Genomic DNA, 12710 nt, shown 5'->3' with positions numbered 1-12710 from the left:
CCGTCGGAGCGGGCGCGAGGATCGCGTCTCGGCTCCCCACCAACGGCGATAGCCGCAGTTATGCTACAATGATGTCGTCGCTACCTGAGTCTTCCGCTTCGTCGTCGGCCGGTTCCGCTTCGGTCTCGGCGTCGGCCGCCGCTTCCGCGACATCGTCGGGTTCGGCCTCGGGCGTTTCGTCGCCGTTGGACGCCGTCGTTCCGGTCTCCTCGTTCCGTCGCTCCGGCACGCGCGTCGGCGTGTCGGCATCGAGTTCGGCCTCGAGGACGCGGATTCGCTCTTTGGCTTCGATGAGTTCGTCCGTCAGCCCCTCTACCGTCGACTCGAGTTCCGCAACCGTCGATTCGAGCGTCTCGACGCGGTTGTTCGACATATCAGCTAGGGGACCGTCCGGCCACATAAACGTACGTCAGACGACTATAAGTCATATTACAATTCTTGCGTGGCGCGGTCGGCGAGTGCGCGCACTCGCGCTGACTGCGGACCGGAACAGGCGTCAGTGACGACGGCGGGGCGGTGACGACGTGAACCGGGGGTCGTGACGACAGCGGAGTCACTGCCCGGCTTCCGCCGCCGCGGGGAGCGTAAACGAGAACGTCGATCCCTCGCCGGGTTCGGACTCGACCCAGATCTCGCCGCCGTGGCGTTCGATGATTCGCTGACAGAGCGCGAGGCCGATTCCGGTGCCGGAATACTCCTCGCGGCTGTGGAGGCGCTGGAAGACCTCGAAGACGCGGTCGGACTCCTCGGGATCGATCCCGATCCCCTCGTCGCGGACCGAGATTACCCACTCTTGCCCCCGTCGGTCGGCGTCGACGGAAATCCGCGGCGGCTCGTCGCCGCTGTACTCGATCGCGTTCGACAGCAGGTTCTGGAACACCTGCCGCAACTGGTCCGCGTCGCCCTCGACCCGGGGGAGCTCCGTCGTCTCGATCTCGGCGTCGCTCTCCTCGATCTGGAACTGCAGATCCGTCAGCACGCTCTCGAGGACCGAATCGAGGTCGGTCGGTTCGAGCGGCTCGCCCTGCGTCTCGATCCGGGAGTAGGTCAGCAGCCCCTCGATCATGTTCCGCATCCGCTCTGCGCCCTCGACGGCGAACTCGAGGAACTCCTCGCCGTCCTCGTCGAGCGCGTCGGCGTAGCGGTTCTCGATGAGTTGGAGGTAACTCGAGACCATCCGCAGCGGTTCCTGCAGGTCGTGGGAGGCCGCGTAGGCGAACTGCTCTAACCGCTTGTTGGACTCCTCGAGTCGGGAGATCGTCTCCTCGAGTTTGCGCTGGTACTCCTTGCGTTCGGTGATGTCGTGGGCCATCGTCACCCCGGCGAAGACGTCCCCCCGGTTGTCGGTGATCGGGACCGTATAGATCACCCACTCCCGGCCGGCGTACTCGAGTTCGATCGATCGCTCCTCGCCCTCGAGGGCCGCCCGAAGCGCCGGTTCGAGCGCGTCGCTCGTCGCCGCCGGCCAGACGTCGTCGAAGCGTTCGCCCTCGGCTTCCGTCGGGTCGACCGGTATCTTATCGAAGCCCTGCCCCGCGACCAGCGTGTACTCGAGGTCGTGGTCGAACAGGGTGACGACCCCGTTCGGGAAGTGTTCGGCGAGGGTGCGGTAGCGCTGTTCGGACTCCTCGAGTTCGCGCTCGCGCCGCTTTCGCGCCGTGATGTCGCGGTCCGAGACGAAGATCGACACGACGTCTCCCTCGTCGTTCGTGACCGGCCTGAAGACGCCGTTGAGCGTGTACTGGTCGCCGTCCGGCCGGGTGAGGTCGGTCTCGAACTCGACGTACTCGCCCGCGGCCGCGCGCTCGGTCCACTCCTTGACGGCCGACTGAACCCCATCGCCCGCACCCCACCACGGCGTCTCCCAGAACGGCTCGCCGGTCACGTCCGCGAGGTCGGCGTCGACGTACTCCATCGCGGTTCCGTTGATGTCCAAGACCGTCCCGTCGGGCTCGAGCAGGCCGACGAGGATGTTCGGGTCCTCGAAGATCGCCTCGAACCGACGTTCGGTTCGCTCGAGTTCCCGCTCGCGCTCCCGGCGCTCGGTGACGTCGCGGAAGTACACCGAGATACCGGTCTCGGAGGGGTAGAGGTTCGCCTCGACCCGGAAATCGAGCGTGTCGTAGTAGAGTTCGTAGCTGGTCGGCTCCTGCGTTTCTAAGGCCGTGTGGAAGGCGTCCCAGACCTCGTCGAGGTCGTGGAGATCGGGGAACACGTCCCAGAGCCGCTCGCCGAGGAGTTCCTCCTCGGAGTGCTGGAGGAGTTCCGCGGCGCGGTCGTTGACGTGCGTAAAGCGGAACTCGTCGTCGACCGCGTAGAAGGCGTCGGAGATCCGCCCGAGGATGCGCTGGAGTTCGGTCTCGAGTTCCTGCTCGCGCTTCCGGCGATCCGTCATGTCCCGCGTCACCTTCAGGTAGCCCTGAAGCTGTCCGTCGTCGTCCCGGATCGCCGTGATCGTCACGTTCGCCCAGAACCGCGTGCCGTCATCGCGGACCCGCCACCCTTCGTCCTCGACGGACCCGTTCTCGGTCGCGGCCTCGAGGTTCCGCTCGGGGACGTTCGCCGCTCGATCACCCTCGGTGTAGAACGTCGAGAAGTGCTCGCCGACGATCTCTTCGTAGTCGTAGCCCTTGAGCTTCCGTGCGCCCTTGTTCCAGCTGATGACGCAACCGTCCGTGTCCAGCCGGAAGATCGCGTACTCCTCGACGGCGTCGACCAGCGACTGGAACTCGGCTTTGTTCTCCTGTAAGTCCTCTTCGGACTGCTTCTGGTCGGTGATCTCGTAGTAGAACTCGACCCGTCCGCCGGCGAACTCGCCGGATTCGATCGGTTTGCTCTGGTAGGAGAGCCAGCGCTCATCGCGGTCGTCGTCGGCAGCGACCCGACACTCGAGGCGGTCGATGTAGCGCTCCTCGTCGTACGTCGAGACGACGGTCTCAGCGAACGAATCGGGGTCGGCGATCCTGTGTTCGAGCGTGTCCTCGATGAAATCGCGACCGTTCCGCCCGATGAGCGCCTCCCGATCGAGGGCGAAGTACTGTTCGACGGTCTCGTCGACCCACGCGATCTCTTCGGCTTCGTCGAGGACGAAGACGCCGATATCGGCCGTGTCGATGACGCTCGTTATCGATTCGTACGATGCCACCGCCGATGCGAGCGTCTCCTGTTGGCGCTGTTCCGCGGACCGATCGCGAGCGACGCCGATAGTGCCCTGAAACTCGCCGTCCTCGATCAGCAGGTTGACGCGCAGTTCGCAGGGGATCACGTCCCCGTCGGCGGTTCGGATAGCCAGTTCGAAGGTGGCGATATCGTCGTTTTGCGCGTCGATCTGGCTCGCAATTTCGCGTTCGATTCGATCGGTGTCGGCGTCGTCGAGCAGAATCGAGACGTGCTCGCCGAGGAGTTCCTCGCGCGGATAGCCGGTCTCCTCGACGATGACGTCGTTGACCGCGACGAACCGACCGTCGACATCGAGCTGATAGATCGCGTCGTCGATCGTGTTAACGAGGGTCCGATAGCGTTGGAGCGCGACGTCGTCGTCGGCATCTCCCCAGAATGCCCCATCGCTCGCGCCCGCTCGAGTGCTCATAGTTATCCGAATGCGATAGACCGGGAAAAAACGCTCGCCGGCCCGAACCGAGCGATCCGACGGACGGCGGTGCTTCGATCGGTTGCGGTCCCGGAGTTGAGTTCACTGTTAACATGTTTACGTTCTCCTATTTGGTTTGGTAGCTCGTCTCACACATATGGCGCGACAGACGCGCGGTGTGCACTACCGATGACAACTGGACCACTCACGGCGGCGGAATCCGACGGCATCGATCGACGAACGCTACTGAAAACAGTCGGCGGTTCGGCGCTTGCGGTCGCACTGGCCGGCTGTACGGAACTGCTCGAGGACGGGGAGGACTCGCTTGCGGACGCGGACGTTCCGGACGAACCGATCGAGTCGGGGCTCCAGACGTTCACCGAGGGCGCGCCGTCGGTACTCGGCGTACAGGCCCAGTACGGTGCCGAAACGGCGGTCCGGCGAATCAACGAGAACGACGGGATCGCCGGCCGGGAGATGAACCTCGACGTCGTCGAGGAGGGCGGCGCGTACCTCACCAACTACCAGCAGTTCGTCGACGAGGGCAAAGACGTCACGTTCGGCCCGATCTCGAGCAGCGGACACGCGGAGATGGTCCCCGAGATCGAGGCACAGGAGGTCATCAACGTCTCCACGGACGGGACGGTGACGACGCTCTACGAGGAGGACTTCCCGGACGTGACCTACTCGTTCCGGTTCCAGAACCACGACGTGATGGAGGCGCTCGCGGCCGTCATGCAAGCGGTCGAAGTCCTCGGCGCGGACTCGATCGACACGTACGCCGGAATCAACCCCAACTACGCGTTCGGTCAGGACGAGATGGACCTGTTCTCGCGGGGGATCGAAGCGCTCACCGGCGCGGAAGAAGTGTACAGCGGCTTCCCGGATCTGGGTACCGGCGACATGTCCACCCACATCACCGAGGTCAACGGGGAGGCCCCCGACGTCGTCTTCTCGAGTTGCTGGGGCGGCGACGCGACGCTGTTGCTCGAGCAGGGCCACGCCAACGGCATGTTCGACGCCGTCGACCTGCTGGTCGGGCCGGTTCTCTACGGCTCGGCGAATGACCTGAGCGAGGACCTCGTCGACGGACCGATCTACTCCGGATCGCGCAACTTCTACTGGGGGGAGCCGTCGACCGACCGGTGGAGCCCGGCCGCGGACCTCGTCTCCGAGGTAGAAGACGAGTACGGCGTCGTTCCGACGGCCCACTTCATGAGCGGCTACGGCGCGGTGACGGCGTGGGCCACGGCCGCGGAGAAGGCCGTCCGTCTCCTCGGCCGCTGGCCGGAACAGGAGGAACTCGCGACGGTCCTCGAGAATCACGGCTTCTTCACGCCGGCGGGCTACCACACCATCGGCGCGGACCATCAGGGGTACTCCAACGCGCACTTCGGCGAACTGACGTGGTCGTCCGACCACGACGCCGCGGCGCTCGCGGACGTGAACGTCTTCGCCGCGAAGAACGTGTCGCCGCCGCCGGGCGAGACCTCCGCCGACTGGATCGGGAGCTGGTGACGCCGTGCGAGACGGGACTCAATAACTATGCTCGAACACGTACTCAACGGGTTCTATTACGGCTCGATCCTGTTCATGATCGCGTCGGGGATGACGATTATCTTCGGCGTGCTCGGGATCCTCAACCTCGCGCACGGGGAACTGTACGCGCTGGGGGCGTTCTGTGCCTTCAGCATCGTCGGCTTCCTCGCCGGGCAGGTCGCCGCCCCGACCGGACCCGCGACGGCGATCGTCTTCGGACTGGTCGTCCTCGCCGGGTCGCTCGCGGCCGCGGCCGTGTTACTGCCGGTCGGCGGCGCGCTCGAGGCGACGTTCATCAGGCCGATCTACGACCGGGACGAGGTCTACCAGCTCCTGTTGACCTACGGGCTACTGCTGGTCCTCACCGACGTGATGAAGTTCGTCTGGGGCCCCTCGCCGGTCGACGTGGGCGTCTTCAGCGCCGTCAACGAGATCCCGACGACGGAGTTGGTCGGGTTCGGCTACCCGTCGTACAACGTCCTCGTCATCCTGATCGGCGTCGCGGTGTTCGCCTGGCTCGCCTGGTTCTTCGATCGGACGAAGACCGGCCGCATCGTGCGGGCGACCGCGATCAATCGGGAGATGTCGACGGCGATCGGCGTCAGCACGGACCGCATGTTCACGCTCGTGTTCGCCATCGGCGCGTTCTTCGCCGGCTTCGGCGGCGCGATGGTCAGTATCGGCCCGAGCAGCGCCTCCCTCGGGATGGGGCTCAGCTGGCTGGTGCTCTCGTTCGTCGTGATCGTCATCGGCGGGCTCGGGAGCCTGAAAGGCGCGTTCGTCGGTGCGCTCTTGGTCGGCGTCTCGAGCCGCGTCGTGACGCCGTACTACCCGCAACTCGAGCTGGCCGTGCCGTTCCTCCTGATGGTGCTCGTCTTGCTCGTCAGGCCCGAAGGCCTCTACGGAACGTGGGGTGAGATCCAATGAGTCGCTTTCTCGTCGAACGGGACGGCGAGACCCGCGTGCGACTCTCGGAGGGCATGGAACTGACGAAAGGGCAGTCAGTCCTCGCAGTCCTCGGCCTCGCGGTCCTCTTTGCGGTCCCCGATATCACGCGACTGACCAGCCTCTCGTTTCAGGCGGTCCACCGCGGGATCCTCTTCGGCCTCGCGGCGGTCGGCCTGAACCTGCTGTTGCGCCACACCGAACTCGTCTCGTTCGGCCACGCGGCGTTCTTCGGCGTCGGGGCCTACGGCGCCGCCGTCTTGGCGTCGCACTTCGACGTCTCGAGCGGCCTCCTGTTGCTGTTCGGTGGCGTCCTCGCGTCGACGGTGACTGCGGTGCTGATCGGCTACTTCGTCGCCGGCTACCTCGACATCTACTTCGCGCTGCTGACGCTCGCGTTCAATCAGGTCCTGTACGCGTTCGTCCTGCAGAGCGGCTACTTCAACTACAGCGACGGGCTCAGCGTCCGTCCCGACGGGCTGAATCCGCCGACGCTGTTCGGCCTCCAGTGGACGTCGTCAGGGTACGACCTGATCCTGTACTACTTCACGGTCGTCGTCCTCGTCGTCTCGCTGCTGGCGATGTGGAAGCTCGTCAATTCGCCGTTCGGCCGGGCGCTCGACGCGATCGGACAGGACCGAACGCGGGCCAGATTCGTCGGGATCCCCGTCGAGAAGTACGTGTGGATCGCGTTCGCGATCTCGGGCGTCTACGGCGGACTCGCCGGCGGGCTGTTCGCGCTCCTGCAGTTACACGTGAGTCCGGATCCGACCCTCTACGCGTTCGTGTCCGGCGAGATCCTGTTCATGGCGATCCTCGGTGGGTTCGGGACGCTCGTCGGCCCGGTGATCGGCGGCGTCGTCCTCGTCTATCTGCTGATTCAGGCGCCGTTCTACGTGGAGTACTACAACGCCCTGACCGGGCTGGTACTGATCGCGGTCGTCCTCTTCCTGCCGGAGGGAATCCTGGGATCGATCCCGAAGATCGGCACCGGGCTGGCGCGACGACGGCGTGATCCCGGCCTGCTCCGCGAGGACCTCACGACGCTCGGCACGTCGCTCCGTCGCGGCGCGAACCGGGCCGTAACCACCGTTCGAATCATCGTTTTCGGGGTAAACTGAGATGCTCGAAGCACGAGACCTACGCAAGGAGTTCGGAGAACTGCGCGCCACGGACGACGTCTCGCTGGAGTTCGGGAAGACCGACGGCGAGATGGTGTTCATCGTCGGCCCCAACGGGGCCGGCAAGACGACGCTGATCAACCTGTTGACCGGGCTCCTCGAGCCCGATCGAGGTTCGGTCGTCGTCCACGGCGAAGAGAACGGCGCTTCCGTCGAAGACGACATCACCGAGATGGCGCCCGAGGACCGGGTCAAACAGGGCCTCGTCAGGAGCTTCCAGATCGTCCACGTCTTCGAGGAGATGACCGTCCGCGAGAACCTCCGCGTCGCGGTCCTCTCGCGCCACGGCAAGACACTGAGCATGCGATCCGTCGACGACGGCCACGAGGAGGTCGAGTCCGAAATCGACGGGCTCCTCGAGCGGTTCCGTCTGACCGACGTTCAGCACGAAGTGGCCGAGACGCTACCCCACGGGGACCGCAAGCTGCTGGACGTGGCGATGTCGTTCGGGCTCGACCCGACCTACCTGCTGCTCGACGAGCCGACCGCCGGCGTCGCGACCCGCGAGAAGGAGTACGTCATCGAGACCATCGTCGAGGCCGGCGAGGCCGACGACGTCACCACGGTGACGATCGAACACGACATGGACCTCGTCAAGGAGTACGCCGACCGCCTCGTGGTCCTCCACGAGGGGCGGGTCTTCCGGGAGGGCGATCCCTCCCTTCTCGAGACCGACTCGGAACTCCGGCGGGTCCTGTTGGGGGTGGACGAATGAGCACGCTCGGCCCCGGTTCGGGTTCCGACGCCGGACCCGGTGGCTCCGACCCGCTGCTCGAGGTCTCGAACCTCACGTCGACCGTCGAGGGGTTCGAGGTCACTCACGGCATCGACCTCGAAGTCAACGAGGGCGAAGCCGTCGCGCTCGTCGGCCGCAACGGTGCCGGGAAAACGTCGACATTCCGGTCGATCATGGGCCTGACGCCGGTCGCGAACGGGTCGATCAGGCTGCGCGGCGAGGAGCTACTCGACATGCGGCCCGAGCTGATTCCCAAGCGGGGGATTGGCTACCAGCCGGAGAACCGCGACCTCTTTACCGGGATGACTGTCGAGGAGAACTTCCGGCTCCCGATCTGGACCGCCGGGACGGCGCGCGGAATCGAGGACGAGGACGCCGTCGTCGAGGACGTCTTCGACCTCTTCGCGGAACTCGAGGAGCGGCGCGACGCCGAAGTGCAGAACCTCAGCGGCGGGCAGGGGAAGATGACCGCGATCGGCCGAGCGCTCGCGCTCCGGCCGGACCTGCTCATCCTCGACGAACCGCTCGAGGGGTTGGCGCCGGTCGTCGTCGAGAACGTCAAGTCCCACATCCGCGAGATCATCGATCGGGACATCTCGGTGTTGATCGCCGAGTCGAACGCCAGTCACGTCCCGGAGATCGTCGACCGGATGTACGTGATCGAACGCGGCGAGATCGTCGATAGCGGCGACCCCGAGGCCCTCTCTGCCGACGAGGAGATCCAGCTGTTGATGCAGGGCGGCGGGGAATGAGGCGTCGCTGCGCCGCGTTTCCGTTCGACCGCTCGCAGTGCTACCGACGTTTGTCGCAGTGAGTGACCGGATGTCTCCCCGAAGCAGCGGAACAGACGTTTTCGCCGTCCCGCTCAAAACTGGTCGTCGTTCATCCGCTCGAGCACGCCCAGCGCTGACTGGAGCACTTTGCGCTCGCTCCGGCGCAAGTTCATCGAGACGGCCGTCTTCGAGATATCGAAGTGCTCCGCGAGGTCGTCGAGCGTCGTTCCGCGGGGCGTCTCGTAGTAGCCGTTTCGGAACGCGACTTCGAACGTTTCGCGTTCGGTCTCGGTCAGCGATCGGCAGCCCTCGAGCAGTTCCATCGCGCTCTGGGCGTTCTCCAAGAGGTCGAACAGCGTCGACGGACCGAACTGATCGCGGTCCTCGACGCTGAACTCGTTGTGGCGCTCGAGTTCCGCGAGGGTTCGGTCCTCGTCTTCGTCGGCGTCGAAACCGATGTGCCACCGTTCCCGGCCGTTCTCGATCTGAAACGGGCCGGTGATGTAGCCCCCGTTCCGTTGGATCGTCTGCATGGCGTTGGTCACCTCGATTTTCGTGCCGATTTCGGCGACGGTGTCGCGCTTGGAGAGGAGATAACAGTCCGTCATGTTCGAGTGGGTTCGGAGCGCTCGAAGCCCGTCCTCGAGCGTTTCCCTCGAGTCCCCCTCGGCGATGAGTCGCGTCTCGAGCTGTTCGGCGTCGGTGTCGAGTTGCCACTGAACGGCCGAGAACGCGATGTCGACATCGTCCGTCGTATCGATGAACGGACAATCGTACTGCCGCATATCGATATCGAGGTCGATCATCGCTAGGAAGAGAATAACTGACATACAATGTCTTAATAGTTGCTATTATTTACACACACTAGCCCCTTACCGTCGGAACTAGCGTATGGTCATGTAATTTGACAGACGATAATAGTACGATTAACTACTCCGAAAACTACGCACCGTACGGTCGTCCGATAGGTCGTCGTTGACATGTTAATGGCGATCTTTTAGGGTGGTCCTCGATAACAATGAACTGTGTACAATGACTCAAAATCAGGTCACGGCGCCCACCGTCTCCGCTGAAGAGATATACCGATTTCCCGACGAATCGTTCACCGAACGCAACGTCTGTCTCGTGACGGGCGGGGCCTCCGGCATCGGCCGGGCGACCGCGCTGGCCGCCGCCGGCAACGGCCTCACCGTCGCGGCCACGGATGTCGACGAGGACGGCCTCGCGGGAACGATCGACCGCGGCGAGGACCTCGGCCTGGAGGGGACCATCGAGTCGGTTCCCGGCGACCTCACGAGCGACGACGACCTCGAGCGCATCGTCGACGAGGCCGCGCAACTGGGCGATCTCAAATACCTCGCGAACGTCGCGGGGATGCAACACATCGACCCCATCGACGAGTTTCCGATGGAGACCTACGACCTGATGCACCGGATCATGCTCCGGGCACCGCTGTACCTCTCGAAACTCTGTATTCCTCACTTCCGGGAGACCGACGACGGCGAGGGCTGCGTCGGCAACATGGCGTCGGTCCACGGTCACTACGTCACCAGCGACAAGGTCGCGTACAACGTCTCGAAGTTCGGCCTGCGCGGGCTCACGCAGTCGATCGCCGCGGAGGGCGAGGGGAAGATTCGGGCGTTCTCGCTCAGCACCGGGTACGTGAAGACGCCGCTGGTCACGGCCCAGTTAGAGGACACCGCCGAACAGCGCGGTATCTCGGTCGACGAGGTGATCGAGGACGTCATGCTCGGCCAGTCCCGCGTCAAAGAGATGATGGAACCGATCGACGTCGCGAACCTCTTCCTGCTCGGCTTCTCCGATCTGGGCCGCCACCTCGACGGCGGCGACCTGTTGTTTGATGGTGGCATGACCCTTACCTACGAGTAACAATGTCGGAAAACACCAGTCTCAGCCTCGAGGACATCGACGAAATCGCCCACGAGCCGAGCCGGGAGTTCGTCGAGTCGACGAACGTCTTCGAGTTCATGCAGGCGTACGGAATCGACGACTACGAGGAACTGATCGAGCGGACGACGACCGAACTGGAGGGCGAACCCGAAAGCGGCGTCGACTGGTTCTGGGACGAACTGGTCGACTACCTCGGGATCGAGTTCTACGAAGCGTACGACGAAATCCGAGACGACAGCGAGGGACCGCAGTTCACCGACTGGTATCCGGGCGGCGAACTCAACATCGCCCACAACGTCGTGGACCGCCACGCCGCGGTCGACGAGGAGCGCCGGAACAAGGTCGCCACCATCTGGGAGGGCGAGGACGGCGAGGTTCGCGAGGTCACCTACCACGAACTCCACCGGCAGTCGAATCAGGTCGCGAACGCGCTCGCAGAGCGGGGCGTCGGCACGGGCGACACCGTCGGCCTCTACATGCCGATGGTCCCGGAGGTCGTCTCGATCCTCTACGGCTGTTTCAAGGTCGGCGCGATCGCGGTCCCGATCTTCTCCGGGTTCGGGGTCGACGCGGCTGCGACCCGGATCGCGGACTCGGAGTGTTCCGTGCTCTTTACCGGCGACGGTTTCTACCGCCGCGGCGATCCGGTCTTCCTCAAGTCCGCGGCCGACGAGGCCATCGAGGAGGCGGGTCACGTCGAGCGGACGATCGTCTTCGATCGGTTAGGGTCCAGTTCGACGACCAGCGAACACGAAATCCCGTGGACCGACGACCGCGACGAGTGGTGGGCCGACGCCGTCGAGGAGAGCGACGACGAGTACGAGACGAAGTCCCTCGACTCGAGTCAGGAGTCGATGCTGCTCTACTCCTCGGGGACGACGGGGAAGCCGAAGGGGATCGTCCACACCCACGCGGGCGTGCAGGTCCAGTGTCCCAAGGAGGTCTACTTCGGGATGGATCTCAAGCCAGCGGATCGGTTCTTCTGGGTCTCGGACATCGGCTGGATGATGGGGCCGTGGAGCCTGATCGGGACCCACACGTTCGGCGGCACCGTCTTCATGTACGAGGGCGCGCCGGACTACCCCGAGCCGGACCGCTTCTGGGAGATGATCGACCGCCACGAACTCACCCAGTTCGGCATCTCGCCGACCGCCATTCGGGCGCTGCGCAAGCACGGGGACGAGTGGCTCGCGGGCCACGACCTCTCCTCGCTCCGGATTCTGGGCTCGACGGGGGAGCCGTGGGACCCCGAATCGTGGCACTGGTTCCACGAGCACGTCGGCGACGGCGAGTGCCCGATCATCAACATCTCCGGCGGGACCGAGATCTGTGGCTGTTTCCTGATGCCGATGCCGACCGAACCGCTGAAACCCTGCACGCTCGGTGGTCCCGGCCTCGGGATGGACATCGATATCGTCGACCGCGACGGGAACTCAGTGAAAGAGGACAACCAGCGCGGGTTCCTCGTCGCGCGGGACTCCTGTCCCTCGATGACCAAGTCGCTGTGGTCGGGCGACGACCGCTACCTGAACGAGTACTGGTCGACCTTCGAGGACCCGCCGCTGTGGGACCACGGCGACTGGGCCCAGAAGGACGACGACGGCTTCTGGTTCCTCCACGGCCGGGCCGACGACACCCTGAACGTGGCCGGCCGGAAAGTCGGCCCGGCGGAGGTCGAAGGCGCGCTCATCGACCACGAAGTCGTCAATCAGGCCGCCGCCATCGGTGCGTCCGACGACACCACCGGCACCGCCGTCGTCGCCTACGTCGTCCTCGAGGACGATGTCGCGGAGTCCGACGACCTCCGGGCGGAACTCCGCGCGCAGGTCGGCGAGGAGTTAGGAAAACCGTTCCGCCCGCGCGAGGTGCTGTTCGTCGACGAGTTCCCCAAGACCCAGTCCGGCAAGATCATTCGGCGAGCCATTCAGGCGGCCTACACCGGCGAGGAGCTGGGCGACATGAGCAGTATCGAGAACCCCGAGGCGCTCGAGGACCTCGAGGACGCGAGATAGGCGGGAACGCGGCGGTCAGTCGTG

The 12710-nt window shown here is 64.9% G+C and carries 10 protein-coding genes; 7 read left to right on the top strand and 3 right to left on the bottom strand.

Annotated features, from left to right (window positions below; all coding sequences use genetic code 11):
* Positions 1-58: 58 nt before the first annotated feature.
* Both ACT4ML_RS07020 and ACT4ML_RS07015 read right to left on the bottom strand, forming a co-directional pair.
* Entirely contained in the window at positions 59-373 is a 315-nt protein-coding gene (locus ACT4ML_RS07020; RefSeq protein ID WP_444720216.1) for a DUF7518 family protein, read from the bottom strand.
* 180 nt (positions 374-553) lie between these two features.
* Complete coding sequence (locus tag ACT4ML_RS07015; RefSeq protein ID WP_444720215.1) at positions 554-3589, bottom strand: PAS domain-containing sensor histidine kinase; 3036 nt, start codon at positions 3587-3589, stop codon at positions 554-556.
* Positions 3590-3778: 189 nt separating this feature from the next.
* Between ACT4ML_RS07015 and ACT4ML_RS07010 the strand changes: the two genes are divergently transcribed.
* From ACT4ML_RS07010 to ACT4ML_RS06990, 5 genes are read left to right on the top strand one after another with little or no spacing between them, the layout of a single operon-like run.
* Positions 3779-5107, top strand: coding sequence for an ABC transporter substrate-binding protein (locus tag ACT4ML_RS07010; protein WP_444720214.1), 1329 nt, complete (start codon positions 3779-3781; stop codon positions 5105-5107).
* Between the two features lie 27 nt (positions 5108-5134).
* Entirely contained in the window at positions 5135-6055 is a 921-nt protein-coding gene (locus ACT4ML_RS07005; protein WP_138245912.1) for a branched-chain amino acid ABC transporter permease, read from the top strand.
* On the top strand, positions 6052-7194 hold the full coding sequence (locus ACT4ML_RS07000; RefSeq protein ID WP_444720213.1) for a branched-chain amino acid ABC transporter permease: 1143 nt from the start codon (positions 6052-6054) through the stop codon (positions 7192-7194). Before ACT4ML_RS07005 ends, ACT4ML_RS07000 begins: the two co-directional genes overlap by 4 nt.
* 1 nt (position 7195) lies before the next feature.
* A complete protein-coding gene (locus ACT4ML_RS06995; RefSeq protein ID WP_444720212.1) occupies positions 7196-7969 on the top strand; it encodes an ABC transporter ATP-binding protein in 774 nt (257 codons plus the stop codon).
* Positions 7966-8742 carry an ABC transporter ATP-binding protein gene (locus ACT4ML_RS06990; RefSeq protein WP_444720211.1) on the top strand — a complete coding sequence of 259 codons (777 nt, stop codon included), beginning with the start codon at positions 7966-7968 and terminating at the stop codon, positions 8740-8742. The genes ACT4ML_RS06995 and ACT4ML_RS06990 overlap by 4 nt, the downstream gene beginning before the upstream one ends.
* Positions 8743-8855: 113 nt before the next feature.
* Here the strand turns inward: ACT4ML_RS06990 and ACT4ML_RS06985 are convergent, their stop codons facing one another.
* Complete coding sequence (locus tag ACT4ML_RS06985; RefSeq protein ID WP_444720607.1) at positions 8856-9569, bottom strand: helix-turn-helix domain-containing protein; 714 nt, start codon at positions 9567-9569, stop codon at positions 8856-8858.
* A 226-nt stretch (positions 9570-9795) separates the two neighbouring features.
* Between ACT4ML_RS06985 and ACT4ML_RS06980 the strand changes: the two genes are divergently transcribed.
* Positions 9796-10653: an SDR family oxidoreductase gene (locus ACT4ML_RS06980; protein ID WP_444720210.1), complete on the top strand. Its 858-nt coding sequence runs from the start codon at positions 9796-9798 to the stop codon at positions 10651-10653.
* Between the two features lie 2 nt (positions 10654-10655).
* On the top strand, positions 10656-12686 hold the full coding sequence (locus tag ACT4ML_RS06975; protein WP_444720209.1) for an AMP-binding protein: 2031 nt from the start codon (positions 10656-10658) through the stop codon (positions 12684-12686).
* The last annotated feature ends 24 nt before the right edge of the window (positions 12687-12710 follow it).

This window comes from Natrinema sp. LN54 (assembly GCF_052439245.1).
Taxonomy (GTDB): Archaea; Halobacteriota; Halobacteria; order Halobacteriales; family Natrialbaceae; genus Natrinema; species Natrinema versiforme_A.
The sequence above is the reverse complement of the archived record's forward strand: the minus strand, read 5'-3'. Positions and strand labels throughout refer to the sequence as shown.

Excerpts from the sequence above, each read along its gene's own strand:
- ACT4ML_RS07010 (WP_444720214.1), top strand. The coding sequence starts at position 3,779 with ATGACAACTGGACCACTCACGGCGGCGGAATCCGACGGCATCGATCGA.
- ACT4ML_RS07000 (WP_444720213.1), top strand. The coding sequence starts at position 6,052 with ATGAGTCGCTTTCTCGTCGAACGGGACGGCGAGACCCGCGTGCGACTC.
- ACT4ML_RS07015 (WP_444720215.1), bottom strand. The coding sequence starts at position 3,589 with ATGAGCACTCGAGCGGGCGCGAGCGATGGGGCATTCTGGGGAGATGCC.
- ACT4ML_RS07005 (WP_138245912.1), top strand. The coding sequence starts at position 5,135 with ATGCTCGAACACGTACTCAACGGGTTCTATTACGGCTCGATCCTGTTC.
- ACT4ML_RS07020 (WP_444720216.1), bottom strand. The coding sequence starts at position 373 with ATGTCGAACAACCGCGTCGAGACGCTCGAATCGACGGTTGCGGAACTC.
- ACT4ML_RS06980 (WP_444720210.1), top strand. The coding sequence starts at position 9,796 with ATGACTCAAAATCAGGTCACGGCGCCCACCGTCTCCGCTGAAGAGATA.
- ACT4ML_RS06990 (WP_444720211.1), top strand. The coding sequence starts at position 7,966 with ATGAGCACGCTCGGCCCCGGTTCGGGTTCCGACGCCGGACCCGGTGGC.
- ACT4ML_RS06985 (WP_444720607.1), bottom strand. The coding sequence starts at position 9,569 with ATGATCGACCTCGATATCGATATGCGGCAGTACGATTGTCCGTTCATC.
- ACT4ML_RS06995 (WP_444720212.1), top strand. The coding sequence starts at position 7,196 with ATGCTCGAAGCACGAGACCTACGCAAGGAGTTCGGAGAACTGCGCGCC.
- ACT4ML_RS06975 (WP_444720209.1), top strand. The coding sequence starts at position 10,656 with ATGTCGGAAAACACCAGTCTCAGCCTCGAGGACATCGACGAAATCGCC.